A 25224-nucleotide genomic window follows, 5' to 3' on the forward strand; every position below is an offset into this window, starting at 1 on the left:
CGCGACCCGCTACGACAAGCTCGCCAGGAACTATCTGGCCTCGCTCTGCCTCGCCGCTCTCGTCGCCTACTGGCTGCGTTGAGTCTCGACCATAGAGCATTTTCGAGCGAAGTGGACACCGGTTCGCGTGAAGAAAATGCGATAAAACAAGGACCTAGAACATTTCCGCGATTTGAAGAATTGCGGAATTGCTCTAGCCTCAGGACCGGTTGCGCTGGGTGACATCGCGAATGGCGGTCAGTCCCGACAGCGCCTGCGGTGACCTGTTCGCCTTGTAGAGCGCCTCGAAGATCTGGCTGGCATCGTCGTAGCGGCCGAGATTGAAGTAGGACCAGCCGCGCATCAGCATCAGATCGGTGGTTTCGGAGGCAAAGCGCGCGCGCTCGCCGAGCGTGATCAGCGCGCCATTGTAGTCCTTGGCGTCATACTGGGCATAGAAGCGCTCGGACAGCAGCAGGGATTGGAGTTCCCTCTGACGGGCCGGCGGCAGCTTCGCGGCTGCGGCTGCGGCGCTCGCCTCTGCCGTCAGCCCCTGCTGGATTTTCGCATAGGCCTTGCCGGCGGCGGCATCGGCCGCGACCTGCGCATTGCCGCTGCGGAGCGCCGCATCGAACGCGGCAGCGGCGGCCGCGGGACGCCTGAGGTTAAGCAGGCACCAGCCGCGCTGGAGCGCTGCGGCTCCGCCTGCACCTGAACCGCAGGAGCCGCTTCGCGGGCGCTCGGGCGCCGGACGGCGCGTCGCCACCATGGCCGGGACGTCGTCTTCGTAGCTCGTTCGTGGCGCGGGCTCGGCGCGAACGGCACGGCGCGATGCTAGCTCGGCAGGGGCCGGCGTTGGCACCGGCCGATCAGCCGGGCTGGCATCGGGCAGGGGGCGCGCTTCGCGTGTATCGACGCGCCTGCGCGCCGGGTTCAGCAGGTCGGCGATACGCGGCGAGCGGCTGCGCCATTCGGCGATGATGGCGCGCAAGCCTGCCTGGTCGCGCAGGCGCTGGTGCACCAGAGCGAGCCCATAGGCGGCCGGCTCATAGCCGCGATCCCAGGTGAGGGCGGTCTCGAACCAGGTCTCCGCCGCGGCGATCTGCCCGGAATTGTAGGCATACCAGCCGAGGCCGGCGCCTCCAGGGGCATAGCGGTCGACGCCGACGGTCTTGGCGATGCGCTCGATCACGGCGCGTTCGAGCCGCGGTGCCGGCTCCTGCGTGATCAGCGCGGTCGCGACGTCGAGATAGGCCTTGCGATTTGCCGGGCTTGCGCCGAGCCATTGCGCGCCGAGCGTTTCGGCTTCCTCGTATTTCTGGGTTGCGCCGAGCGCGAGCACCGCTCCCTCCGCCGCCTTGGCGCCGCCATTGCGCGCCAGGGCAGTCTGGAACCAGGTCACGGCTTTGGCCGGTTCGCCATGATGGAAGGTGTAGAAGCCGAGCAGGATCGCATCGTCCGGCGTCGTCACCGCGTTGGCGAGCGCCTCGATGCGCCGGAGGTCCTCCGGCGTCGCGGTCAAGCTGGGATCCTCGGCCGCCTTGCCGATACGGCGCCGCGCGATCTCGTCGCGGATGCTCGCGAACTCGTTCTGCCGCTCCTGTCCCAGCAGCTGGCCGATCGATGCCTCAGGCAGGTCGGCCAACGCCTTTTGCATGGTGCCGAGCCGCTCGGCCGGATTGGTGCAATTGGTCAGGACATAGGCGTAGGCGTCGCGCGCCCGCTCGGGCGCCTTGGTCTGGACGAAGGCCTCGGCCACCCGCCAGAGCGCGTCGACATTGGCACAGGTGAGCAGTGCCGGTGTCTCGGTGCCGATGCGGATCACCTGCTCCCACTGCTTGGCATTGGAGGCATTGATCAGGCGCTGGCCGGCTTCGACCCGGTCGAGCTGCGCGACGAGATCGACGGGAACCTGCCAGTTCGGATCGGCGCTGCTGCGCTGGGCGATCGCGGCACGCACTTCGCCGAACTTGCCGTCGGCGAACAGCTTCCACATCCGCTCCAGCTCGGGGTCGCCGGCTGGCGGGGGCGTGTTCAGATCGGTCGGCGGCTTCCATTCGGGGTAGAGCGCGCGCAGACGCGCCAGCTCCGCCTCGAAGCGGCGTGTGTCGCCCTGACTGGCGAAATAGCGCAGTGCCGTCTCGTCTACTCTCTGTGGCGCGGGCGCTGCAGGGCGGCCCGGTGCAGCCGGGGCCTGGGCGAACTCGGTTTCGGCCTGTGCAAGCTCCGGCATGGCAGGCTGCGCCGGCTCCGGTGATTTCTCGGACTGAGCCAGGGCCTGCTGCACGGCCGGGCTCGGCGCCTCGGGCCAGCGGATCTCGCTGCCATAGCGGCCGATGGTGTAAAATGCGGCACTGGAGACCGCCACGGCGATCAGAGCGGATTTCACATGCATTGCGGATACCTCTCGCTCAGCATCGAGAGGGCTAGCAGGTGCAGGGTCGACGGGTAGTAGAGCGTCGGCTGAAACGTCTTCAGCTCGGCCGGGACAGGTGTGCGATCGAGCGCGCAAGCCATGGCGGCGGCCAGGATGCGATAGCCGGGCTCCGGCAGCGGCTCGACCGCCTTGCCGGTGGCCACGTCGACCACCGCCGTACCGTTGGCCCAGGCCCGGTGGAACGGCTCGAGCCGCTGCCTGTCGGCGAGGCCGGCCCGCAGGAGATAGAGCGGGATGCGCAGGGCATTATAGGCGAACTGGGGTGGGAAACCCTCGGCCGGTTTCGGCTCGCCCTTGAGCGAGAGCCAATCGGGGGCGAGAGCCTTGCGCCTGGCGAGGTCGTCGAGCAGCTTCAGCCCGGTCGCCTGCACCTGCATCCAGCTCTGGTCGTTGGTGAGACGCGAGAGGGTCGGGAAAGCCTCGAACACCCAGTAGGACGGATTGATCACCGGGCCATCCGGCCGTTCCGTCTCGGAAAAGCCTTTCGCAGCGGGCATCAGCCAGGTTTCGCTGCCGCGCTTCACCAGAGCGGTCTTGGCCAGCGAGCGAGCGATCTGGCGGGCCGCGGTGGTGTAGGCCGGCATCGACCAGCGTGCCCCGGCGCAGGCGAGGGCGTCGGCGATCAGGATGTCTCCGTCACTGGCATTGTTGATGTCGGTGACGCGAGGCGTCGCCTTCGGGTCCCAGCGCCAGGCCGCGAGGCCGTCGTCGCGGATGAGCAGCTCGGTCCTGGTGAAGGACAGGATGCTGGCGAAGCTGCCGCGATCTCCGGCAAGACAGGCCAGCAGCAGCCCATAGCCCTGGCTCTCGCTATGGCTGATGCCGCCATTGGCGTCGTCGACGACGCGCCCCTCGGCGGTGACGAATTTCTGCCGGTAGAGGTCCCAAGCGCCGGCCGGCAGAGTCGCTGAAGTGGCCGGGGTGAAGCCGAGAACGGTCATGGCCAGGGTCATGAGGAAGCGCTTCACGAATGCCTCCCCAAACGCCGGAGCATGAGGAAGGTGCCAATGCCGAGGCCGATGCAGGCTGCCAGCAATGTCAGCGCGTAGATGCCGATATTACTCGACATCCAATTGGCGAGGACGAGGCGCATATTGGCCAGGCTGAACGGCCGGGTCATGACGAAGGCGGTGCTGTCCGCCGAGAGGACGTGATTGTCCTGCCCGCTGCGGAAAGCGGTGAGCTTGCCGGCCATCCCGGCCCAGTTGCCGGGCGTGACGAGCCTGTCCAGGTTTTTCTCGAGCGCCTCCTCCTGGCGCACGACGAAGGCGGTCCAGACCTGCCGCGTGTCGGGGTCGCTCGCCTGGGCGGCGATCAGCTCGGCTCCCTCCGCCGGCTCATAGAGCGAGGGCGCGCGCGAGGGCGTGCGCAGCTGGGCGAAGGAGAGGTCGAAGGTGCGCTGCAGCCATCGGTCGAGGCTGATGAAATAGCGTGCGAAGAGGCCACCGAACGAGCCGCGCCAACGATCGCGGACCGCCTCGGTGCTCGGCGCGACCCCGCCGGAATCCTCCGGCGTCGTCTGCCGGCCCTGGAAGCGGTTGATCACCGCATCGAACACCGCCGTGCCCTCGGTTTCCGGAACGATGACGACCGCATCCGCGCGCTGCGGCCAGGTGCTGCGGACAGTGTCGGCGATGCCGACGCGCGGCAGCAATCCCGCGGGCATCTGGCCGGCGGCGCCGACGATCAAAGCGGGACGGCTGCCGATGGCGGCGGCGCTGCCGATCACATCGACCGGGAGCGGCCGGTCGGCGCGCTGCGCGAGCCGTGCGAGCAGCGTTGCCGCGGCGCTCAGATTGGGAATGTCCAGGCGGCCGACGAGCAGGGCGATCTGTGAGGTGATCGAATACGGAAAGCCGGTCCCCGCTACGGCGGCGAGATTGGGGCTGACGCCGATCTTGGCGAAGTTCGGGATCGCCAATGCCGTGGTGTCGAAGAGGGCAAAGCGGTTCTTCCCCGGCAGCGTCGCACCCGGCCCGCAGGCGAGATCGGATTTGGCCGGCGTGACGGCCTCGAACCAGATCTCGTTGATCCCGGGACGGAAATGCCGGAGCGGTATCGTGATCGGGGTTTGCTGGAAGAGGCCGCCGCTCGTCGTGTTGAGCGGCACGGTCGCCGCGACATTGCCGTTGACGAAGATCTCGATATGGCTGTCGCCGGGGAGGATTTCGGAATAGGCGCCGTCGAGATAGAGCGTCGCTTCGCCATAGGCGTTGGCGTAGAAGTCACCCGGCATGGCGACGACGGCGCGCACGCGCATGCGCCGTCCCGAGGATTCCTGGGTTGGAATGCCGAGTTCCGAGAAGCGCAGCACCTGGCTGTCGGAGATGAACGGCGCATCGGGGACATGCCAGCTCGCCGTGCCCATCGTCTTGCGGTTGATGTTGGTCGGCCGCGAAACCGGCCCGGTCAGGAGCTTGGCGATGATCGCCTCGAGGTCCTGCCAGGTCTCTCCGGTGACGAGCAGGGCAGCGGGTCCGAACTTCGGATGCGCGGCGAAGCCGATGAAGCTCCCGGTGCCGGCCTCTGCCGGCAATGTGCCGATGAGATCGCGCAACTCCTTGCCCGTCCCGAGCAGGACGGTGAGCATGCCCGGACGGATCCTGTCCGGCAGCCGCTCTGAAATCCGAACCGTCGTCTGGCTGTAGCGGCCGCGCAGCGCGACGCCTTGCGCAACGGCAAGAATGCTGTTGGCGGCAACGGCGCTCGCTGCGCCCGGCGCGACGATGTGGATCGTCGTCTGCCCGCTCTCGTCGGCGCCGACGGCAGGAAGGTCGTCGATGCTGCGCAGCCGCGATTGCTGTGCCGGGTTCTTGAAGCTGAGGCGGGTACCGGCGCCGTCGATACGGGTCCACAACTCATAGGTGGAGGCGACGGTGCAGTCGGTGCGGTGGCGCTGCACGGCCTCGAAGCGGATCGTGTTCTGGCCGGCTCTGAGCAGCCCTTTGCGGATCGCGGTGGAGTTCCGCCTCAGGCTGTCGGAAGAGGCGATCGGCGACTCCATGATGCGTTCGCCATTGATGCGCACGGTGAGACGCGAGGCCTCCGGCATCACGACCAGCGCATTCTGGAAGGCAATGTCGAGATTGAGGTCGGCACCCGCCTCGTCCTGGGTCAGGTAGAAGGCCCAGCTGCGCGTATCGCTCTCGCCTTCGAGCGTGACGCGGGCGGCGGGCAGCAGCGGCTTGAAGGCGAAGCTGGCAGGAATGGCGGGCGTTGCAGGTGCGGGCTCGGCAGGCTTGCGCTCGGCCGGACCAGGGGCCGTCGGCTGCTGGGCCGGCGGCGCGATCATGAACGGCGCCGGCTCGCGCGGCTGGGCTTCCTGCGCCCGCAGACCGCTCATCGGAAGGAGTGCCGCTGCGGCGAGGATAGGCAGGAAACGCGCGCTCATTCCGCTGCTCTCCGCGCGGCGTTGGAACGAGCAAAGCGATAGAGGCCGAAGAAATAGGACAGGCCGCGGCTGGTCTGGAACACGGCTATGCGCAGGAACCGCAGGGTGCCATAGACGACACCCATGTTCTGGCGCCGCGCCTTCTGGAAGTCGCTCCAGATCGCGGCGTCCGAGAAGGCGAGATCGGCGATGATGCGGCTGTGCACGGGATCGCTGGGTTCGTACTGGCAGCCGAGCACCAGCCCCTTCTGATCGGATGCCGACCGCGCGACGCGTACCGGCAGCGCATCGCGCGGCATCGCGATGGTGGTCTCGAACGAGACCTCGCCGCGGCTGCCTACGGGCAATGTGTCGAAGCCCTTCGACAGAACCCGGATGGCGACGCCGTCGACGGAGACGTTCTCGGTGACGATCGGCGCGGTGCGGCCGTCGATGCTGATCTGCCCGCGGCGCTTCACCGGGAAACGCCGGGCGCCTCGCCCTTCCGGCCGCTCCGAGACCACGCCGAGCGCGCAGCCCGCCATCAGCAGGTTGAGGATGTTCCAGAGCCCGACCACCAGGGTCGTGTCGGCGTTGTAGGGCTGGGTGATGGTGCGCCAGTAGGTGGCGACAACGCCGAGCGTCAGTACCGCGAAGATGATGAAGAAGGGCAGGCCGAGCTCGGAGATGCGGCGTGTCCCCAGCTCTTCGCTCTTGGCGGTGACCTTGAAGGTCGGCTTGCCGGGGTTGACGAGGACCGAGATCACCGCCGGCAGCAGATAGACCGATTGGATGAACTCGTAGAGTTCCGAGATCCACGGCCAGCGATAGCGGCCGTAGAGATAGTTCTGCATCATCAGGTTCACCACCATGTAGCTGAAGACGTAGGCGATGAACTCGGGGCCCGAGGCGGTGAAGATCTCCAGTCCGAAGAAGAGATAGAACAGCGGCGCGACCAGGAAGGTCAGGCGCACGAAGGGGAACAGCCAGAACAGGGCCGAGGACGAGTAGCACAGGCGCTGCGGCAGCGAGAGGCCGCTTTTGAGCATCGGGCGATGATAGATCAGGATCTGCATCATCCCCTGGGCCCAGCGCGAGCGCTGGCCGATGAAGCTCGCGAAGGTGGCAGGCTGGAGCCCGGCGATCAGCGGCTTGTCGACATAGACGCTGTTCCAGCCGGTGGCGTGCAGAGTGATCGCGGTCTCGGCATCCTCGGTGATGCTGCGACCGGAGAAGCCGTTCGTCGTCTGCAGGGCGGTGCGCCGCAGCACCGCGGCCGAGCCGCAGAAGAAGGAGGCATTCCACTTGTCGAGGCCACGCTGGATGATGCCGTAGAACATCTCGTTCTCGGACGGCATCGCCTTGAAGGTCTTGAGGTTGCGCTCCAGCGGGTCGGGATTGATGAAGAAGTGCGGCGTCTGGACCAGGAAGAGCTTCGGGTCCTGGCCGAAATAGCCGATCGTCTCGGTGAGGAAAGTGCGCGCCGGTGCATGATCGGCGTCGAAGACGACGATGAGGTCGCCGCTGGAATTGGCCAGCCCATTATTGAGGTTGCCGGCCTTGGCGCTGATGTTGCGCTCGCGCGTCAGATAGGTGCAGCCGAGCCCCGCGCACAGCGCCTGCAATTGCGTTCGTCGTTCCCGCGCCGCGCTGGCGGCGACGAAGTTGTCGGCGTTGCACTTCTCGTCGGTGCCGCCGTCGTCGAGCAGATGGACGGTGAGACGGCCGGCCGGATAGTCCATGGCGAGCGCCGCCGAGAGCGTCGTCGCCAGGAGCTCGGGCTCCTCGTTGTATGTGGGCACGAAGACATCCACGGTCGGCGCCTCCGCCGGGAGCGGAGGTGCGCTCTTGCGCCGTGGCAGCGGCATCGCCACGACGAACAGGCTGAGGAACAGCATGCCGATATTGTAGAGCTCGGCCAGATAGAGGATCAGGCCGGGTATGAAATCCTCGAGCTGGTTGACTGGCGGCAGCGTGCTCGTCGTGCGCCAGTAGACATAACGCAGCACGATCGCAGTCCCCAGGCCGAGCGCGATCAGCCGCCAGACCCCGTAGGGCCGCAGGAACTTGAGCAGGATCATCGCGCCGACGACGATCGTCCCCGCGATCAGATGCGCCTGCAGACTGATCGGCAGCGTGATGAGCGCGACGACCACGGCGGTGGCGAAGGCCCAGAAGATGACGTAGCTCGCGGTTCGCATCGGTTCGCTGAAAGGTCGGTTGCCTCAGGGGCGGGGCGGCGGTGGAACGGTGGGATATCCCTCCAAAGGTCTGTCCGGGATCGCCGGCAGGTCAGGGGCGGGCTCGGCTTCACCTCGCGGGGCCCGGCTCGGCCGCGAGCGCACGATACGCTGCGGAGCGGATGCGTCCGGGGACGAGGCCTGCGGCAGCGGATAGATCGGCGCGCCGGCCTTGCCGAGCTCGGGCGCGGGTGGCGGCGCCTCGCCGATCGGATTCCAGCCCGGCCGCCGCAAGGAGGCGTTGAGCGAATAGTCATAGGCCAGACGCAGCAGCGTCGCCTCGGTGGCCGTGGGATCGCAGACGCGGATGCGGACCGAGACCGCGCCCGATTTCGGCCGGAAGATGCTGTCGCCGTCGGCGATGCGCTGCCAGGCATAGAGGCAGGCTTCGCCGCCGATGCCGCGGCCGAAGGCGTAGCCGAACGGGCCGTATTTGTTCTGGACGAAGACAGCCGACGGCATCATGACGACGCCCGGCAGGCGGTCCTCCATCTCCCGCGCGACGTCGTGGTCCTCGATTCCCGGCAGCTTCAGCAGATTGCCTGCGACAGCGGCGCTGTCGGGCAGATCGGCCGCGGTGAAAAAGGCGATGTCGATGGCATTCTCCCCGGGGGTGCGGCCGCGCGTCGCCAGCGAAATGACTTGTGAGACGGCATTGTCGTAATTGCGCTGGGTCACTCCGATGACCGGGATGCTGCCCGGCGGGAGCAGGGCGAGCGCGCGGGCCGGGGATACCGAGGTCGCGCGGGATGCCGTGACGAGCTCGTCGCTTGCGAGCCTGCTCTCGCCACAGCCGGCGCCGGAGAGCCCCAGCAAGGCCGCCATGGCGAACCGTGCCGCACGCCTGGACGGAATGCGGGGGAGGGCAAGGAGCATCGGATGAGCGCGTTTCCGAGGACTCATCGCCAAACGTGCCGATCTCGGTGCAGCATCGTCATGTCTTGACCATTGGTTAATGCGGGTTAACGGACGCTTACGTCCACGAGCACGCGCACGTCCCAATTTTCACGCGAAGCGCCGCGCCCAATACAAATGATTCGCGCGGTTGTTCCAACCACGGGACGGACTTATTCCGCTGCCGGCATCTTTCGCCGTCAAAGAAGATCGCTGTCGGCCGCACGGGCGAAACTCAACGAATGAGCTGCTGCGGCGATGGCGATCTCTCGAAGACCATGTTCGGCGAGCAGCCGGACGCCCGGCGCTCCCAGCGAAGTCCGACTGCCAAGACGCCCGGTCCCGTCAAGGGTTCCGTGACGGCGGATCGACCCGGCATGGCGGCGGTGTCGCGGACGAGGACAGGTAAGCGCAGACGCGCGAAAGGCGGGATGGGATCGGGCTGTCGCCGGAGGCTCGTGCCGTGGCGGCGCTTGTCAGGGCCTGCCGGCCTGCATCGCCAGCCGTATCTCGCCGCTGTCGTTCCAGACCTCCTGGCGCGCGATCAGGCCGCCGGCGATCTCGAAGCGGTCGACGAAGCGGATGCCGGAGAAGGCGCTGCCATCGGGCCACTGGCCGTAGAGGCTGCCGAGGACGTAGACGACCACGGTGCCGTCCGCGCGCTGGCAGAGGTCACAGCGCTCGATGTGCTTGGCGATGCTGCGATAGCGGCCGGACGAGCCGGCGACGATCGCCGAGACATCGCTGCGCCTCGCGCCGCCGGGGAAGACGAAGACAGCATCCTCGGAGACGAGGCTGCGGGCGGCGTCGAGGTCGCGTTGCTCCATGGCGGCGAGATAGCGAAGCGCGAGGGCTTTCGGCCCGTCATGACACTCGGCTGCGAGGGCGGGCGAGAGGATCGCCTCAGAGCTCATTGACCGCCCTCGCCACCATCAGCTTCTGCCGCACCTTCGAGAACATCGGCAGCACGATCAGCAGCAGGCCGAAAGCCAGGATGGTCAGGGCGATCGGCCGGCCCATCAGGTAGTCGAGCGGATCGCGCGCCAGCATCATGGTCTGGCGCAGGTTGAACTCGATCGGCCCGCCGAGCACGAAGGCGAGGATCAGCGGCGCCGTGTCGAAGCGCAGCTTGCGCAGGCCGTAGCCGAGCACGCCGAACAGCAAGAGGAGCAGCACCTCGACCGGATTGTTGTTGAGCGAATAGGCACCGATGATCATGAACAGGATCAGCGCGGCATAGAGCGCGCGATAGGGCACCTTCAGCAGCTGCACCCAGATGCCGATCAGCGGCAGGTTGAGCAGCACCAGCATGACGTTGCCGACATACATCGAGGCGATCACGCCCCAGAAGATCTCGGGCCGCTCCTGGATCATCAGCGGGCCGGGCGTGACGTTGTGGACGATCAGCGCCCCGAGCAGCAGGGCGGTGACGGGGTTGCCGGGCAGGCCGAGCGCGAGCAGCGGGATGAAGGAGCCGGCCGCGCCGGCATTGTTGGCGGCTTCCGGCCCGGCGACGCCCTCGACCGCGCCGTTGCCGAACTGCTCGGGATGCTTGGTGAACTTCTTCTCGACGCCATAGGAGATGAAGGAGGCGAGCGTCGCCCCGCCGCCCGGCAAGAGGCCGATCAGGAAGCCGAGCACCGAGCCGCGCGCGATCGGCATGGCCGAGCGCTTCCAGTCCTCCCTGGTCGGCATCAGGCTGCCGACGGGCACCGCCTGCATCGAGCGGGTGCGGAACTTCTCGACATTCTCGAAGACCTCGCCGAGGCCGAAGATGCCCATCGCGACCACGACGACGCCGAAGCCGTCGGTGAGCTCGGGGATGCCGAGGGTGAAGCGCGGCTGGCCGGTGATGACGTCCTGCCCGACCATGCTGAGCAGCAGGCCGGCCGCGATCATGATCAGCGATTTGACGACGTTGCCCTTGGCCAGGACCAGGATGACGATGAAGCCGAGCAGCAGCAGCGACAGGTTCTCTGCCGGGCCGAAGCGGATGGCGAACTCGACCAGCGGCATGCTGATCAGGCCGATGGCGAGGGCGCCGACCGTGCCGGCGACGAAGGAGCCGATCGCGGCGATGGCGATGGCGGCGCCGGCGCGGCCCTGCTGCGCCATCTTGTAGCCGTCGAGGCAGGTGACGACGCTCTGGGCCTCGCCCGGGATCTTGACGAGGATCGCCGTGGTCGAGCCGCCATAGCTGGCGCCGTAATAGATGCCGGCGATCATGATGATCGCCGAGACCGGGTCGAGCCCGATGGTCAGCGGCAAGAGCATCGCGATCGCAGCCGTCGGCCCGAGCCCGGGCAGGACGCCGATCAGCGTGCCGATCAGCGCGCCGGAAAAGCAGAAGACCAGGTTCATCGGCTTGAGGGCGACGATGAACCCTCCGAGCAAGCCTTCCATCAGTAACCCCAGAGCGTGCCGGCCGGCATGTTGACCGAGAGCGCGACGACGAAGAGCAGATAGGCGGCGAGCGCGGTCAGCACGGCCCGGAGAAGGGCTTTGGCCGAGACCAGTTTCTCCTCGCCGATGGCGTAGAGGCCGTACATCAGCGCGGTGGCGCTGACGATGAAGCCGAGCCGCGTTAGCAGCAGCGCGAAGGCGCCGATCATCAGTGCGACGAGCGCGACCATGGCCGCGCCGTGCAGGCCGCCATCCTCCTCATCCGCATCGGCCTCTTCCGCGCCCGGCTTGACGAACAAAGCGAGGCTCAGGCCGGTCATCGCCAGCGAGAGCAGCAGCGGCACCGCGCCGGGGCCGAGCAGCCGGCTCGTGCCGAGCGGCAGCTGCAGCGAGGCGAGGGTTCCGATCAGGCCGCAAAGAACGCCTGCGACCGCGCCGAGGCGCGGTCGCAGGGTCTCGGTCAGGCCGCTGGGTTTTCCGGTCACTTGGCCAAGCCGAGCTTGACGAGCAGCGGCTTCATCATCGCGCTTTCCTCGGCGATCTCGCGGCTGAAGACGTCGGGGCCGGCGAACTCGACCTCGGTCATCGTGCTCTGCGCGAAGGCGACGACGGCCGGGCCGGTCGCGGCCTTCTCGATCGCGGCGGCGAGCTGCTGCACGACCGCATCGGGCGTCGCTTTCGGTGCCCAGATGCCGACCAGCGGCGAGAGCGCGAGGTCGACGCCGGATTCGGCGAAGGTCGGTACGTCCGGCAGGATCTTGGCGCGCGTCTTGCCGAACTGGGCGATCGCGACCATGCGTCCGCCCTTGGCCTGCGGCACGATCGACTGCGCGAAGCCGAGCGCGAGGTCGATGGTGCCGCCGACGGTCGCGGCCACGGCCGGCGTCGCGCCGGGGAAGGGCACATGGGTCAGCTTGATGTCGGCGGCCAGCGCAAAGGCCTCGCCCGAGAGATGGGTGCCGCCGCCGGTGCCGGCGCTGCCGAAGGTGACCTTCTCCGGGTTGGCCTTGGCATAGGCGACGAGGCTCTTCACGTCGTTGAAGGGCGCGCCGACACGGGCGCCCATGACGTTGGGCCCGAGGCCGACGCGGGCGACCGGCCGCAGGTCCGAGACCGCGTAGGGAAGCTGGTTCTGGTGCGGCGCGACCGAGAGCGGCGCCGAGGTCGAGAACAGCAAGGTGTGGCCGTCGGGCTTGGCCGATTTGGCGACATAGTTCGCGCCGATCGTCCCGCCGGCGCCGGGCCTGGTCTCGACCAGCACGTTCTTGCCGAGGATCTTCTCCATCTCGGTGCCGAAGGCGCGGGCGAACTGGTCGGTCGAGCCGGGTGCATAAGGCACGACGAAGGTGATCGGCTGCGTCGGAAAGGCCCAGGCTGCCCGGCTCGCCAGGCCGAGCCCGGCCGTCGCCGCCAACCCGCCGAGGAGGGCGCGCCTCCTGATCCCCGTTTCGTCCATCCCGCTCATCGGTCTTCTTCCCTCGTTCCGCCCTGATCGGCGCCCGGCGGGCAATGCCTTGGCCAAGCGCGATGTTTGAGCCTTTGCTGTATGCAAGAAAATGTCAACACTTCTTGAGAGACAGCCTGACGCATATTTCGGCATGTGTCCCACAAGGCAGCCGGCCAAGTTGCCGCTGACAAGGGAAGCCGCGACCTGACGTTGCTGCGTGAGTAAGACTCGCTGGAGTCGGGGCGGTCCACGGATGCGCGCATGGGAGAGATGCGGAGCTGATCCCCATTAGTGTCAACAGTATTTGCCAGAGGCTGCATGCAATCCGCTTATGGGGCGATGATCAAACGGCCTTGGACGCCGGCTCGCCGAACCGGTTTCGTGATGCGGACCTGTCCTGTTCGAGCGGAGACCATGCTGGCCAACTCCCCTCCCACGAGAATGCCCACCGTCAAGCCGCTGATCGTCGGTATCGGCGGCACGCCCCGTGAGCAGTCCTCGACCGAGCTCGCCTTGCGCCAGGCGCTGGAGCCGATGCGGGGCAAGGCGGAGGTTCGCGTCTTCGCCGGACGCGACCTGCTGCTGCCGCTTTATCAGCCGGGTATCACGAGCCGCGATGACGGAGCTGCCGCACTGGTCTCGGCGCTGATGCATTGCGACGGGCTGATCATCGCGAGCCCGGCCTATCACGGCAGCGTCTCCGGCCTGATCAAGAACGCGCTCGACTATGCCGAGGAGCTAGCGGGGGAGGCGCGGCCGTATCTCGACGGGGTGCCTATCGGGCTGATCGCCTGCGCCGCCGGCTGGCAGGCGGCGGGGCAGACTTTGGCGACGCTGCGGACGATCGCGCATGCCCTGCGCGGCTGGCCGACGCCCTATGGCGCGACGATCCGCACCGTGCCCGGCCTGTTCGCAGGCGGAACCTGCAGCGATCCTGCGGTCGCAGCTGATCTCGGCCGCGTCGGCAAGCAAGTGCTTGCCTTCACCCAATCGCAAGCGTCGGCACTCGTCGGCCTGGCGTCAGTGCAGCGCGCCGTGAGTTTCACGTCGACCGGGACCACGCCATGAGACTGGGAATCTGGGCGCCCTTGCCCCACACCATCCGCGCCGAAGCCGAGATGGAGCGTGCGATCGCCGAGCTCGGCACGGCCGGTGCCGGAGGCGCGTCCGACACCTCCTTCGAATTCGCCGCGCGCATCCTGCAGCAGGCCGAGGAGGCGGGGTTCTCGATCTCGCTGATCGCCGAGCGCTGGCTCGGGCCGGATCTCGAATCCTGGGTGATGGCCTCGGCGCTGTCACAGCGGACCCGGCGGATGGAGCTGATGGTCGCGGCCCATCCCGGCATCGTCACGCCGCAGGCGGTGGCCAAGATGGGCGCCTCGCTCGACCGGATCAGCGGCGGGCGCTTCGCCATCAACCTGGTCAATGGCTGGTGGCCGGACGAATTGAACCTGTTCGGCAATGGCGGCTGGCTGGAAAGCAGCGCCGATCGCGCCGCGCGCCTCGGCGAATTCGTCCGGGTGCTGCGCGGCCTGTGGACGCAAGAGGCGTTCTCGTTCAGCGGCCGCTACTACACCGTGGACAAGGCGAGCCTGCCCTTGAAGGCGCGCCGCGCGCCGCCGCCGATCTACGCCGCCAGCCGCTCGCCCGAGGGTAAGGCGCTGGTGGCGGAAAGCTGCGATGTCTGGTTCGCCGATTACGTGCCCGACTATCGGCTCTATGACGACAATCTGGCGGTGATGACCCAGGAGATCGCCGAGATGAAGGCGCTCGCCGCCGGCCATGGCCGCGAACTCGGGATCGGGCTCAGCGCGCATGTGATCTGCGCCGACACGCTGGATGAGGCCCACGCCCAGGCGCAGGAGATGCTGGACTACGGCAAGCGCAGCCGCATCGCCGCCGTGGCGGCGCGCGGTCTCGGCGCCGGTCTCGTCGGCACGCCGGAGCTGCTGGCGCAACGGACCGAGACCTATTCGCGCATCGGCGTCGACTGCCTGATGCTGCGCTTCCACCCGATGGCCGAGGGGCTCGCCAGCTTCGCCGAAAAGGTCGTCCCGCTGCTGCGCGAGCGGCTGGTGATCGATGCCGGTGCGCTGCAGTTGGAACCGGAGCCGGCCCATGGCTGAGGCGGCAACGTCCCGCCATGCCCTGATCACCGGCAGCTCATCCGGGATCGGCCTGGCGCTGGTGCAGCGCCTGCTCGCGACGGGCTGGCGCGTCACCGGCATCGATCGCCAGCCGGCGCCGTCAGAAGCGGAGGCTGCCGGCCTTCGCACGATCCCGCTCGATCTGCTCGATGCCACCGCGCTGGCGAGCGTCCTGCCGGAGATCCTGGCGGAACGGCCGGACGCCTTCGTGCACTGCGCCGGGGTGATGCGGACCGGGCGTATCGCGGAAATCCGTGACGAGGATGTCGATACGCTCTGGCGACTGCATGTCGGCGCCGCCATCGCCATCCTGCGCGCGCTCGCGCCGGTGTTGCCCGATGCTCGCGGGCGTATCGTGCTGCTGTCGAGTCGCGGCGCGCTCGGCCGGCCGGGGCGGGGCGCTTATGCCGCGACCAAGGCGGCGCTGCACGGGCTTGCCCGGAGTCTCGCGCTGGAGCTCGCGCCGCGTGGCATCACGGTCAATGTCGTGGCGCCGGCGGCGACCGAAACGCCGATGCTGCGCGACCCCGGCCGGGGCGAGGCGCCTGCCGTCTCACTACCGATCGGGCGGCTGATCGCGGCGGATGAGGTCGCCTATCTCGTGCAGTGCCTGCTGGCGCCGGAGGCCGGGGCGATCACCGGTCAGACGCTCTATGTCTGCGGCGGGGCCTCGCTGGTGGCGCCGGGATAGATCGGTTTATTCCGGGCCGATCGCGCCGGGCCAGCGCCCCTGTTCCGTCATCTCCCGCACGATCCCGAGTGCGATGCGGGCGAATTCGGCGGCAATACCGGAAGGTGAGGGCAGGTCGAGTTCGGCCAGTGCCAGCGGCCAATAGGCCCGCGGCGCGATCGGGCGGATGTCGATCTCGCCGGCGAGCATGCCCGCGGCGAGGGTGGCGCGGGTCATCAGGCTGACGCCGAGGCCGCGCTTGATCAGTCCGCTGGTGATGACGTGGTCGTCGACCTCGTAGCGGGCGTCGATCCACAGGCCCTCGCGCGCGGCCCAGGCGTCGAGGAGCCGGCGCGAGGCGTTGGGCCGGCTCGGCAGGATCAGCGGCAGCTTGACGATCTCGGCCGAGGGCAAGCCGCCGGTGCCCTCGCCAAGGCTGCCTGGAAGCCCGACGACGAAGACCTCCTCGCGCAACAAGGGCGTGACCTTGAGGCCGCGCTGCGGCAGTGGGTCATGAGCGAAGGCGAGGTCGAGCTGGCGGCGGGCCAGCATGTCGCGGAGCTGGCTGGAGAAGCCGCCGACGATCTTGACCTCGACCTGCTCGTGCTCGGCGCTGAAGCGGGCGAGCAGGGGAGGAGCCAGCAGATGGCCGACGCCCGGCGGCATGCCGATGGTGAGGCGGCCGGTCAGGGCGGTGGCGCCGCGGCGGACGTCGTTCGCGGCCTGCTCGACCTGACGCAGGAGCTGGGCGGAGTGCTCGAACAGGATGCGGCCGGACTCGGTCAGGCGGGCACCGTCGCGGCCGCGTTCGAGCAGCTCCTTGCCGAGCTCGCCTTCCAACTCGCGGATGGTGCGGCTGACCGCCGGCTGGGAAATGCGCAGCATCTCCGAGGCGCGGCTGAAGCTGCCGCATTCGGCGACGGTCCGGAAATAGCGCAGCGCCCGGAGATCCATCGGCCACGCCCTCCCTCTAGGCGGTTCGCGTCAGGCGAGCCGCCGCCCGCCCGGCGATGAAGCCGAGACCTAGCGCGGCGAGCAGGCCGTTGCCGGAGGCATAGCCGGCGCCGCCTGCCTGCCCGCTGATACCCGCTGCGGCCCCGCCGCCGGCATAGAGGCCCGGAACGACGCCGCCATCCGTGCGCAACACGCGCGCCTCCTCGTCGACCAGCAGGCCGCCCTGGGTGTGGAACAGCGCCGGTGCGATCCGTGTCGCGACGAACGGCGCCTGCAGCGGCCCCGTGCCCCAGGCCTTGCGGCCGAATCTATCCGGCCGGTCGCCCCGGGCTGCACCGGCCGTTAGCGCGAGCGTCTCTCCGAGCGTATCCGGCGGCAGGCGGCACGCAGTGGCGAGCGCGGTGGCATCGGCGAAATCGGGCGCGCCACCATGGGCGACGAGCACGCCGAAATCCGGCTGGCCGGCGGCGGTCGCGTCGCGGATGCGGCTGTCATAGATCGCGAACAGGCGGCCGCCGCGTGCCAGCGCCGGCGCGGCGAAGGCCGAATAGCCGAGGGTCTCGTCGGCGAAGCGCCGGCCGGTCTCGTCGACGATGACGCCGCCCTTCTCGACGACCGTCCAGGTGACGAGCTCGCCATGCGGCTGGGCGATCGCGGAATGAGCCTGATAGGCGCCCATATTGGCAAGGCGCGCACCAAGCGCCTCGCCCCAGCGCAACGCCTCGCCATCGCTGCCGAGCGCGCCGAAATATTCGGCTCCGGCGATGTCGGGCGCGTAGCGGGCGATGAGGTCCCGGTCATGGCCGAAGCCGTTGCAGGCGAGGATTACGGCCTTGGCCGCGATCAGGCTCTCCTCGCTGCCTTGCGTCCGGACCCGCGCGCCGCGGACGGCGCCGTCTTCGACGATAAGTTCGATTGCAGGGGTCGCCAGCGCCACCGGGACGCCGCGTTCCTCCGCTGTCTGCCAGAGCCCCTGCATCAGGTCCGCACCGCGGCGCGATGGCACGGCGTGGAGACGGTTGACGCTGTGCCCGACATGGCGATAGGCGCCTATCAATTCGATCGGCAGGCCGATGGTATCGGCAAGCCATTCGACCATCGGCGCCGAGATGTCGGCGAGGCGATCGACCAGCGCCTCGGCCTCGTGCGGGCCGGCGGTGCGGCGCAGATCGGCGGCGAAGCGGGCGGGGTCGTCGGCGATGCCGGCCGCGGCCTGGAAGCGGGTGCCGGCGGCGGGGATCGAGCCGCTCGACAGCATGGTGTTGCCGGCGAGGCGCGGCAGCTTCTCGACGATCGCGACCTCGGCCCCGGCCTCATGCGCGGCGAGGGCGGCGACGAGGCCGCAGCCGCCGGCGCCGATCACCAGGACGTCGACTGCGAGATCGGGCTCGGCGGACATCAGGCCCGCCCCGCTTCAGGAGGCCTTCGCCGTCGCCTTGTACTTGGTCTCGTAATGGTCGGTGGTGAGGAGCTGCTTCTCCAACGCCTGCATGGCCGGGAAGCCCATCAGGTTCCAGATCTCCTCGATGCCGACCAGCAGGTCGGAGCGGTCGGCCGGGATGCCGGTCTCCATCACGCCGCGCATCACCGAGAGCGCTTCCTGCATCGCCTTGATCGCGGCGGCCGGCAGCATGCGCGGCAGGCTGATGCGGCGCACGCCGAGCTCCTTGAGGCGCGGCAACGGGATCAGCGGCGTGGTCGGGCGCGGGCGGATGCCGAAGCCCATATTGATCGAGACCGGCTTGCCGCCGGCCGCCTCGACGACGCGGGCGATCTGGTCCTCGGTCTTGACAGCGTCGGGGAAGATCGCGTCGGCGCCGGCGGAGACATAGGCGCGGATGCGCTCCAGCGTCGCGTCGATGCCCTCGACGGCGAGGGCGTCGGTGCGGGCGATGATGACGAAGTCGTCGTCGCGGCGGGCGAGGCATGCGGCCTCGATCTTCTTGACCATCTCCTCCCTGGAGACGACCTCCTTGCCCGGCATGTGGCCGCAGCGTTTCGGGCTGACCTGGTCTTCCAGGTTGACGCCGGCGACGCCGGCCTCCTCGAACATCTGCACGGTGTAGTGCACGTTCATCGGGTTGCCGTAGCCATTGTCGGCGTCGCAGGTCAGCGGGATCGCGATCGAGCGGGCGAGCTGGCGGCAGTGATTGACGTTCTCGTTGAGGCCCATCATGCCGAGATCCTCGACGCCGAGGATCGCATTGGCGATGGCGGCGCCGCTGGTGCAGGCGCTCTTGAAGCCGGCGGCCTCGACCAAGCGGGCGCTGTAGCCGTCATAGACACCGGGCGAAACCAGGAACTCGCCGGAATTGAGCAGGGCCCGGAAGGCGGCCGGAGCCGAAATCTCGCGTCTGGCGATCATGATGCTCGTTTCTCCGCATCGGCGGCGTCCGTGGATGAGGTTTCGGGAACCTGGGCCAGCACATGGCGGCCGGCGCGCTCGACATGCGAGCGCATCAGGGATTCGGCGAGTGCGCCGTCGCGCATCCTGATGGCGCGCAGGATCTGCCAGTGCTCGGTGAAGGCGAGTTCCTTGCGCTCCGGCACGGCGCCGGAAATGCGCCGGTAGATGCGCAGCAGGTGGTAGAGATCGCCGCAGAGGCTGTCGATGATGCGGCTGTTGCCGCTGGCGCGCACGACCCGCTCATGGAAGTCGAAGCGCGCGCCTTCCGGCTGGTGGCCGGAATGGGCGGCTTCGAGATCGGCGATCAGGGCGTCGATCTCAGCCTCGCTCATCTGCTGGGCGGCGAGGCGGCAGGCATAGCCTTCGAGTGCCTCGCGCATCTGGAAGAGTTCCAGGATTGCCTGCGCTGACAGCGAGACGACGCGGGCCCGCAGGAAGGGCTCACGCGAGACGAGCTGAATGCCCTGGAGGCGACGAATCGCCTCGCGGACCGGGCCGCGGCTGACGCCGAAGCGTGTTGCCAGCACGGATTCGTTGACGACCATCCCGGGGGCGAGCTCGGTGCTGTAGATCAGTTCGAGGATGCGGCCGAAGATCTCTTCGCCGAGCGTCTCGGGGCGTCGTTCGCCGGTTGCCGCGTCCTGCAGGTCCATGCCAGGACGTTAGAAGCGGGTTGAAAATGTGTCAACAGTTTTGAGGGGTGCTTGCTGGAGCGCGGCTGGCGGGGCTTCGCACGGTCGCAGCTGCCTATGCTGCGGCCCTGATTTGGCTGCCGGCCGGTCGGGAATTGAAATGTCTTCAGAAAAATACTTTTCTGAAAGTGTTGACATTAATCGACCCGACTCGCATTTTCCCGGGGTGTTGAACGATGCGAGCCGCGGAATGGCCGGCGTCATGACGTCCGATGATACTTTGGCGATCGATGCTGCGGCCGGAGCTTACGTCTCGGTCGCCGGTGCGGCCGAGCGCGCCGGTGTCGCCCTGGCCACGCTGCCCTATGCCTGTCGCGTCTTCGTCGAGAATCTCGAGCGCGGCCGGCTCTGCGATCCCAATATCGGCGCGGATGCTGTCGCGGCGATGCTGCATTGGCGCGACAACCACGGCGTCGGCGTGCCGCTGACTGTCGGCCGCGTCATCCTGCCCGATTCCAGCGGCTTGCCGGTGCTGCTCGATCTCGCCTCGCTGCGCGATGCCGTCGCCAAGGCCGGCTGCGATCCCGCCAGCGTCGAGCCGCGCATTCCCGTCGACGTCATCGTCGACCACTCCCTGCAGGTCGACGTCTCGGCCACGCCCGATGCAATGGCGCGCAATATGGCGCGCGAATTCGAGCGCAATGGCGAGCGCTACAGCTTCCTGAAATGGGCGCAGCAGGCCTTTCGCTCCGTCCGCGTCTATCCGCCGGGCACCGGCATCATCCATCAGGTCAATCTGGAGCACATCGCTCCCGTCGTCACGCGGGTCGCGACGCCGCTCGGCGAGATCGCCTGTCCGGACTTCGTCATCGGCGGCGATTCCCACACGCCGATGATCAACGGCATCGGCGTGCTCGGCTGGGGCGTCGGCGGCATCGAGGCGCAGGCGGCGATGCTCGGGCAACCTTATGTCTTCCCGGTGCCGGAATTCGTCGGCGTCAGGCTCATCGGGGCGCTGCCGCCGGGCGCCACCACCACCGACCTCGTCCTCACCGTGACCGAGCGGTTGCGGCGCGAGCGCGTGGTCGCGACCGTGATCGAGTATTTCGGGCCGGGCGCGGCGACTTTGTCGGTGCCATCCCGGGCGACGCTCGCCAATATGGCGCCGGAATACGGGGCGACCGCCGGCTTCTTCCCGATCGACGCGCAGACGATCGCCTATCTCTCCCGCACACGCTCGCCGGAGCAGGCCGCCTTCGTCGAGGCCTATGCGCGGGCCAATGCCCTGTTCCGCGAGCCTGGCCTGCCCGACCCGGACTATTCCCGCATCGTCGAGGTCGACCTTGCCAGGGTCGGCCGCAGCGTCGCCGGGCCGCGCCGTCCGCAGGACCGGCTCGATCTATCTGCCGTCGCGGCGGATTTCGCGAGCCGACTGCCGCAGCCGCTGGCGGAGGGCGGTTTCGCCTGCGATCCGAGCGCGGCAGTTCCAGTGACGACGTCTGCCGGCTCGGCAGAGCTTCGGCATGGCGCACTGGCGATCGCGGCGATCACCGCCTGCACCAACACCTCCAACCCGGCCGTGATGATCGCCGCTGGGCTGCTGGCGCGCAATGCGGTGGCTGCCGGGCTCAACGTTCCTGACTGGGTCAAGACCTCGCTGGCGCCGGGCTCGCGCGTGGTGACGCGCTATCTCGACGAGCTCGGCCTGCTGGTGCCGCTGGAGCGGCTAGGCTTCGGCGTGGTCGGCTATGGCTGCACCACCTGCGGCGGCAAGTCGGGTCCGCTGCTGCAGGTGATGGCGCAGGCGATCGATGCGGGCGGGCTGGTCGCTGCCGCCGCGCTCTCGGGCAACCGCAATTTCGAGGGCCGCATCCATCGTCAGGTGCGGGCCAACTACATCATGTCGCCGCCGCTGGTGGTCGCCTTCGCGCTGGCCGGGCGGATCGACATCGATCTCGAAAGCGAGCCGCTCAACGGGGTGGACGCGCAGAAGCCGATCCGCCTCGCCGATCTCTGGCCGGACGAAGAGGAGATCGCCACGCTCGCCGCCCGTGCCGGCGATGCGCGCCTGTTCCGCGAGGTCTATGGCGACACGCCTTCGGGTCTGCTCTGGGACGAGCTTTCCGCCCCGACTGGCCTGCGCTTCGGCTGGAACCCGCAATCGAGCTATCTGGTCGAGCCGCCCTTCCTGGAGCTCGCTCGCGAACGCGCGCGCGAGGGCGTGCCGGACGCCCTGCATGGCGCGCGCGTGCTCGGCGCCTATAGCGACTCGCTGACCACCGACCACATCTCGCCGAGCGGCGAGATCCCGGTCGACAGCCCGGCGGGGCGCTATCTGATCGGGCTTGGCATCGAGCCGAAGGCGTTCAATACCTATGTCGGCCGGCGCTGCAATCATGAGGTGATGGCGCGCGCGACCTTCGCCAATCTGCGCATCAAGAACCAGATGGTGCCCGGCCGCGAGGGCGGCTGGACGCAGCTCCAGCCGGACGGCGAGGTCGTCTCCGTCCACGAGGCGGCGAGCGCCTATGGCGAGCGCGGCGTGCCGCTGATCGTGCTCGGCGGCAAAGACTATGGCATGGGCTCCAGCCGCGACTGGGCCGCCAAGGGCTCGGCCCTGCTCGGCGTGCGCGCCGTCATTGCCGAGAGCTATGAGCGCATCCACCGCTCCAACCTGATCGGCATGGGCGTGGTGCCGCTGCGCTTTGCCGAAGGCGAAGGCTGGCGTCAGCTCGGGCTCGACGGCAGCGAGAGCTTCGATATCGAGGGGCTCGTCGCGGCGATCGACGGCACCGGCTCGGCAACGGTCACTGCCACCGGTGCTGCAGGGTCGATCCGTTTCACAGTTACGGCTGACGTCTCGACCCGGAGCGAGCGCGCCTGCCTGCGGGCCGGCGGCATCATGGCCGAGGTCCTCGCCTTCTTCACCCGGCGCGAGGCGCCGGCTCTGGTCACGACGGAGCATCCATGAGTTTCGATCTCTTGCTGGCGGGAGGCGAGATCGTCTTCCCGGGCGTCTGGGTCCGCACCGGCTCGGTCGCGGTCAAGGACGGGCGCATCGCGGCGCTGCTGGCGCCGGGCGAGCAGGCGAGCGCCAAAGAGGTCATCGACTGCCGCGGCAAATGGGTGATGCCGGGGCTGATCGACCCGCATACCCATATCGGCTTCGGCTCGAACGAGACCGATTTCGAGACGGAATCGCGCTCGGCCGCCATCGGCGGCGTCACCGGGATGATGACCTTCCACCGCTCCAACGACCTGCGCCAGTCGACCGGGCCGTGGAAGGAGCGCGGCGAGAGCCAGTCGCTGATCGATTTCGGCTTCCATTTCGGCGTCACCAGCAAGCTCCATATCGAGACGCTGCCGGAATGCGCCGAGCGTTTCGGCGTGACCTCGATCAAGGTCTACCTGATGTACAAGGGCGCCTCGGGCGCCGCGAAGGGCTTCACCGAGATCGATGACGGGCTGCTCTACCGGGCGCTGCTGCAGGGCGCGCGCATCAAGGGCGGCGTCGTCGGCGTCCACTGCGAGAATGTCGAGGTCATCCCGGTCTTCCGCGAGCCGCTGAAGGAAGCCGGCCGCAACGACCTGCCCGTCTGGGACGAGCAGAGCCCCGGCTTCCTCGAGGCCGAGAACGTCTTCCGCGTGATCTATTTCGGGGAGAAGGCGCAGTGCCCGGTCAATATCGTGCACATGTCGAGCGCCGAGAGCCTGGAGATCGTGCGCCGGGCGAAGCGGCCCGGCCGCGCGCCGATCCATGTCGAGACCTGCAGCCATTACCTTTCGCTGACCAGCCAGTCGCCGATCAGCTTCCTCGGCAAGGTCAACCCGCCGCTGCGATCCGAGAACGATGTCGAGGCGCTGTGGGAGGGCGTGCGCGACGGCACGATCTCGACCATCGGCTCCGACCATGTGCCGCGCAAGCGCGAGACCAAGGGGCCGGACATCTGGAAGGCGAGCGCCGGCTTCCCCGGCATCGGCACGCTGCTGCCGGTCCTGATCCATGAGGGCGTGCACAAGCGCGGGCTGCCGATCGAGCAGATCGCCGCCGCGACCAGCGCCAATGTCGCCAGACTCTATTCGATCCCGAACAAGGGCGGCATCGCTGTCGGCTTGGACGCCGACCTCGTCGTCGTCGATCCGGACAGAGAAGTCCTGGTCGATCCGGCGACGCAGGAATCGCACTCCGACTACTCGCCCTACGAGGGCATGCGCTTCAAGGGCGCGCCTGTGCGCACCATCCTGCGCGGCCGGATCATCGCCAGCAACGGCGCCGTCGATCCCGATGCCCGCGCGACGCCGGCCGGCCGCTATCTGCACCGCTCCTGAGACTGAAGGCTGAAGACGATGACCAAGCGAATCTGGGACGATTTCCTGACCGAGCGCGACAAGCAGGTCTATGCGCAGGCCGGCTATGGCAAGCGCGGCGGCTTCGGCAAGCGTCCGGCCCTGTTCATCATCGACGTCCAGTACAATTTCTGCGGCGACAAGCCGGAGGACATCCTGGAGGGCCTGAAGCAGTACCGCACCCATTGCGGCCCCGAGGCCTGGGCGGCGGTCGAGCACATCGTGCCGCTGCTGGAGCTGGCGCGCGAGAAGAACATCCCGGTCTTCTATACCGAGAGCGCCCGCCGGCCGGACATGATCGATTCCGGCGTGCAGGTCGGCAAGAACCATCGCGGCGCCGAGAAGACCTCGACAGAAGGCACGCATGCGACGCAGACCGTCGCGCCGCTGGCGCCGCGTCCGCAGGACATCCGCATCGGCAAGCGCAAGCCGTCCTGCTTCTTCGGCACGATCTTCATGAGCCATCTCAACTTCTTCGACGTCGACACGCTGATCCTGACCGGCTGCACCACCTCGGGCTGCCTGCGCGCGACGGCGGTCGACGCCTATTCCTATAATTTCAAGGTGGTGATCCCGGAGGAGACGGCGTTCGACCGTTTCCAGGCGAGCCATGCGATCAACCTGTTCGACCTCAACTGCAAATATGCCGACGTGATCTCCTCGGCCGAGGTGAAGGACTATCTCGGCGGCCTTGCCGTCCGCGACGACCTGCCGACCGGTGTGCAGGGCTGAGGCTTCCTCGAATATTGCGAGTCATCCCGGACGCAGCGTAGCGGAGATCCGGGATCCATTCCTGAGCCTTTTCGAAAGAGGTTCAGGCATGGATCCCGGGTCTCCCTTCGGTCGCCCGGGATGACTAGAGCTTCTGTCGATCGCTGCAGAGGAAGGAAGCCATGGCCGATCGCGAGATCATCGTCCCTGACTCGATGCGCGCCATCGTCGAGCGGGCCGGCTATGCGCCGGCCGTGCGCGTCGGCGAGATCGTCTATGTCGTGGGCCAGGTTGGCCGCACGCCCGATCTTGAGGTGATCGAGGACCCGGCGGAGCAGTTTGCCGCCGCCTGGGAGAATGTCCGGATCGTGCTGGAGGCGGCCGGCTGCAGCTTCGCCGACATGGTCGATGTCACCACCTACCATGTCGGGATGGCGCGCCACATGGACGTGTTCCGCGAGGTCAAGAACCGCCTCGTCCCGCGCGAGGGCTATGCCTGGACGCGGGTCGGCGTTTCCGAGCTCGCCCATCCCGGCCTCTTGGTCGAGATCAAGTGCGTCGCCCATCGGCGTGGCGGCTGAGGCGG

20 protein-coding genes and 1 pseudogene are annotated in these 25224 nt (G+C 68.2%); 8 read left to right on the top strand and 13 right to left on the bottom strand.

All coding sequences use genetic code 11. The annotated features are described in order from the left end of the window. Positions 1 to 82: pseudogene (locus BMZ69_RS31290) on the top strand (IS5/IS1182 family transposase); the annotation flags it as partial. A 117-nt stretch (positions 83 to 199) separates the two neighbouring features. Here the strand turns inward: BMZ69_RS31290 and BMZ69_RS22870 are convergent. The 9 genes from BMZ69_RS22870 to BMZ69_RS22910 form a co-directional block, all read right to left on the bottom strand. Further along, a complete protein-coding gene (locus BMZ69_RS22870) occupies positions 200 to 2374 on the bottom strand; it encodes a tetratricopeptide repeat protein (protein ID WP_092161158.1) in 2175 nt (724 codons plus the stop codon). Further along, on the bottom strand, positions 2365 to 3384 hold the full coding sequence (locus BMZ69_RS22875; protein ID WP_244543492.1) for a family 8 glycosyl hydrolase: 1020 nt from the start codon (positions 3382 to 3384) through the stop codon (positions 2365 to 2367). Before BMZ69_RS22875 ends, BMZ69_RS22870 begins: the two co-directional genes overlap by 10 nt. After that, positions 3381 to 5807 carry a cellulose biosynthesis cyclic di-GMP-binding regulatory protein BcsB gene (locus BMZ69_RS22880; RefSeq protein ID WP_092161160.1) on the bottom strand — a complete coding sequence of 809 codons (2427 nt, stop codon included), beginning with the start codon at positions 5805 to 5807 and terminating at the stop codon, positions 3381 to 3383. The genes BMZ69_RS22875 and BMZ69_RS22880 overlap by 4 nt, the downstream gene beginning before the upstream one ends. Then, positions 5804 to 7987: a UDP-forming cellulose synthase catalytic subunit gene (gene bcsA / locus BMZ69_RS22885; protein ID WP_092161162.1), complete on the bottom strand. Its 2184-nt coding sequence runs from the start codon at positions 7985 to 7987 to the stop codon at positions 5804 to 5806. Before bcsA ends, BMZ69_RS22880 begins: the two co-directional genes overlap by 4 nt. A 24-nt stretch (positions 7988 to 8011) precedes the next feature. Then, positions 8012 to 8851 carry a cellulose biosynthesis protein BcsN gene (bcsN, locus tag BMZ69_RS22890; RefSeq protein ID WP_175506934.1) on the bottom strand — a complete coding sequence of 280 codons (840 nt, stop codon included), beginning with the start codon at positions 8849 to 8851 and terminating at the stop codon, positions 8012 to 8014. 545 nt (positions 8852 to 9396) lie between these two features. Beyond that, entirely contained in the window at positions 9397 to 9834 is a 438-nt protein-coding gene (locus tag BMZ69_RS22895) for a nuclear transport factor 2 family protein (RefSeq protein WP_092161166.1), read from the bottom strand. After that, a complete protein-coding gene (locus BMZ69_RS22900) occupies positions 9824 to 11323 on the bottom strand; it encodes a tripartite tricarboxylate transporter permease (protein WP_092161168.1) in 1500 nt (499 codons plus the stop codon). The genes BMZ69_RS22895 and BMZ69_RS22900 overlap by 11 nt, the downstream gene beginning before the upstream one ends. After that, the gene (locus tag BMZ69_RS22905; RefSeq protein ID WP_092161170.1) at positions 11323 to 11808 is read right to left on the bottom strand and encodes a tripartite tricarboxylate transporter TctB family protein; all 486 of its coding nucleotides are present in this window, start codon (positions 11806 to 11808) and stop codon (positions 11323 to 11325) included. Before BMZ69_RS22905 ends, BMZ69_RS22900 begins: the two co-directional genes overlap by 1 nt. Further along, complete coding sequence (locus BMZ69_RS22910) at positions 11805 to 12788, bottom strand: Bug family tripartite tricarboxylate transporter substrate binding protein (RefSeq protein ID WP_175506935.1); 984 nt, start codon at positions 12786 to 12788, stop codon at positions 11805 to 11807. Before BMZ69_RS22910 ends, BMZ69_RS22905 begins: the two co-directional genes overlap by 4 nt. A gap of 423 nt (positions 12789 to 13211) precedes the next feature. Between BMZ69_RS22910 and BMZ69_RS22915 the strand changes: the two genes are divergently transcribed. The 3 genes from BMZ69_RS22915 to BMZ69_RS22925 are packed head-to-tail and all read left to right on the top strand — an operon-like array spanning position 13212 to position 15608. After that, entirely contained in the window at positions 13212 to 13838 is a 627-nt protein-coding gene (locus BMZ69_RS22915) for an NADPH-dependent FMN reductase (protein WP_210188076.1), read from the top strand. After that, positions 13835 to 14896, top strand: coding sequence for an LLM class flavin-dependent oxidoreductase (locus BMZ69_RS22920; protein WP_092161176.1), 1062 nt, complete (start codon positions 13835 to 13837; stop codon positions 14894 to 14896). The genes BMZ69_RS22915 and BMZ69_RS22920 overlap by 4 nt, the downstream gene beginning before the upstream one ends. Further along, entirely contained in the window at positions 14889 to 15608 is a 720-nt protein-coding gene (locus BMZ69_RS22925; RefSeq protein ID WP_092161179.1) for an SDR family NAD(P)-dependent oxidoreductase, read from the top strand. The genes BMZ69_RS22920 and BMZ69_RS22925 overlap by 8 nt, the downstream gene beginning before the upstream one ends. Positions 15609 to 15614: 6 nt before the next feature. Here BMZ69_RS22925 and BMZ69_RS22930 read toward each other — a convergent pair whose 3' ends face one another. Genes BMZ69_RS22930 through BMZ69_RS22945 form a run of 4 tightly spaced genes read right to left on the bottom strand, consistent with a single transcriptional unit; the run spans position 15615 to position 19601 of the window. Beyond that, the gene (locus BMZ69_RS22930) at positions 15615 to 16541 is read right to left on the bottom strand and encodes a LysR family transcriptional regulator (RefSeq protein ID WP_092161181.1); all 927 of its coding nucleotides are present in this window, start codon (positions 16539 to 16541) and stop codon (positions 15615 to 15617) included. Positions 16542 to 16557: 16 nt separating this feature from the next. Further along, entirely contained in the window at positions 16558 to 17940 is a 1383-nt protein-coding gene (locus BMZ69_RS22935; RefSeq protein WP_092161183.1) for an FAD-dependent oxidoreductase, read from the bottom strand. A gap of 15 nt (positions 17941 to 17955) precedes the next feature. Then, positions 17956 to 18906: an isocitrate lyase/PEP mutase family protein gene (locus tag BMZ69_RS22940; RefSeq protein ID WP_092161185.1), complete on the bottom strand. Its 951-nt coding sequence runs from the start codon at positions 18904 to 18906 to the stop codon at positions 17956 to 17958. Then, positions 18903 to 19601: a GntR family transcriptional regulator gene (locus BMZ69_RS22945; RefSeq protein ID WP_092161187.1), complete on the bottom strand. Its 699-nt coding sequence runs from the start codon at positions 19599 to 19601 to the stop codon at positions 18903 to 18905. Before BMZ69_RS22945 ends, BMZ69_RS22940 begins: the two co-directional genes overlap by 4 nt. Before the next feature lie 241 nt (positions 19602 to 19842). On the opposite strand from BMZ69_RS22945, the gene acnA reads away from it, so the two are divergent. From acnA to BMZ69_RS22965, 4 genes are all read left to right on the top strand, one after another. Next, positions 19843 to 22551: an aconitate hydratase AcnA gene (gene acnA / locus BMZ69_RS22950; RefSeq protein WP_092161340.1), complete on the top strand. Its 2709-nt coding sequence runs from the start codon at positions 19843 to 19845 to the stop codon at positions 22549 to 22551. Beyond that, positions 22548 to 23909 (top strand): dihydroorotase, encoded by a 1362-nt coding sequence (locus tag BMZ69_RS22955; RefSeq protein WP_092161189.1) that lies wholly within the window; start codon positions 22548 to 22550, stop codon positions 23907 to 23909. The genes acnA and BMZ69_RS22955 overlap by 4 nt, the downstream gene beginning before the upstream one ends. A gap of 18 nt (positions 23910 to 23927) precedes the next feature. Beyond that, entirely contained in the window at positions 23928 to 24659 is a 732-nt protein-coding gene (locus BMZ69_RS22960) for an isochorismatase family protein (RefSeq protein ID WP_092161191.1), read from the top strand. 161 nt (positions 24660 to 24820) lie between these two features. Next, on the top strand, positions 24821 to 25219 hold the full coding sequence (locus BMZ69_RS22965) for a RidA family protein (protein ID WP_092161193.1): 399 nt from the start codon (positions 24821 to 24823) through the stop codon (positions 25217 to 25219). Positions 25220 to 25224: the final 5 nt, after the last annotated feature.

Source organism: Allobosea sp. CRIB-10 (assembly GCF_900112185.1).
GTDB lineage: Bacteria > Pseudomonadota > Alphaproteobacteria > Rhizobiales > Beijerinckiaceae > Allobosea.

Bases quoted from the DNA above. Each gene is read 5' to 3' on its own strand.
- BMZ69_RS22925 (WP_092161179.1), top strand. From the start codon at position 14,889: ATGGCTGAGGCGGCAACGTCCCGCCATGCCCTGATCACCGGCAGCTCA.
- BMZ69_RS22910 (WP_175506935.1), bottom strand. From the start codon at position 12,788: ATGAGCGGGATGGACGAAACGGGGATCAGGAGGCGCGCCCTCCTCGGC.
- BMZ69_RS22935 (WP_092161183.1), bottom strand. From the start codon at position 17,940: ATGTCCGCCGAGCCCGATCTCGCAGTCGACGTCCTGGTGATCGGCGCC.
- BMZ69_RS22940 (WP_092161185.1), bottom strand. From the start codon at position 18,906: ATGATCGCCAGACGCGAGATTTCGGCTCCGGCCGCCTTCCGGGCCCTG.
- BMZ69_RS22960 (WP_092161191.1), top strand. From the start codon at position 23,928: ATGACCAAGCGAATCTGGGACGATTTCCTGACCGAGCGCGACAAGCAG.
- bcsA (WP_092161162.1), bottom strand. From the start codon at position 7,987: ATGCGAACCGCGAGCTACGTCATCTTCTGGGCCTTCGCCACCGCCGTG.
- BMZ69_RS22930 (WP_092161181.1), bottom strand. From the start codon at position 16,541: ATGGATCTCCGGGCGCTGCGCTATTTCCGGACCGTCGCCGAATGCGGC.
- BMZ69_RS22920 (WP_092161176.1), top strand. From the start codon at position 13,835: ATGAGACTGGGAATCTGGGCGCCCTTGCCCCACACCATCCGCGCCGAA.
- BMZ69_RS22895 (WP_092161166.1), bottom strand. From the start codon at position 9,834: ATGAGCTCTGAGGCGATCCTCTCGCCCGCCCTCGCAGCCGAGTGTCAT.
- BMZ69_RS22915 (WP_210188076.1), top strand. From the start codon at position 13,212: ATGCCCACCGTCAAGCCGCTGATCGTCGGTATCGGCGGCACGCCCCGT.
- BMZ69_RS22900 (WP_092161168.1), bottom strand. From the start codon at position 11,323: ATGGAAGGCTTGCTCGGAGGGTTCATCGTCGCCCTCAAGCCGATGAAC.
- BMZ69_RS22870 (WP_092161158.1), bottom strand. From the start codon at position 2,374: ATGCATGTGAAATCCGCTCTGATCGCCGTGGCGGTCTCCAGTGCCGCA.
- BMZ69_RS22945 (WP_092161187.1), bottom strand. From the start codon at position 19,601: ATGGACCTGCAGGACGCGGCAACCGGCGAACGACGCCCCGAGACGCTC.
- BMZ69_RS22880 (WP_092161160.1), bottom strand. From the start codon at position 5,807: ATGAGCGCGCGTTTCCTGCCTATCCTCGCCGCAGCGGCACTCCTTCCG.
- acnA (WP_092161340.1), top strand. From the start codon at position 19,843: ATGACGTCCGATGATACTTTGGCGATCGATGCTGCGGCCGGAGCTTAC.
- bcsN (WP_175506934.1), bottom strand. From the start codon at position 8,851: ATGGCGGCCTTGCTGGGGCTCTCCGGCGCCGGCTGTGGCGAGAGCAGG.
- BMZ69_RS22965 (WP_092161193.1), top strand. From the start codon at position 24,821: ATGGCCGATCGCGAGATCATCGTCCCTGACTCGATGCGCGCCATCGTC.
- BMZ69_RS22955 (WP_092161189.1), top strand. From the start codon at position 22,548: ATGAGTTTCGATCTCTTGCTGGCGGGAGGCGAGATCGTCTTCCCGGGC.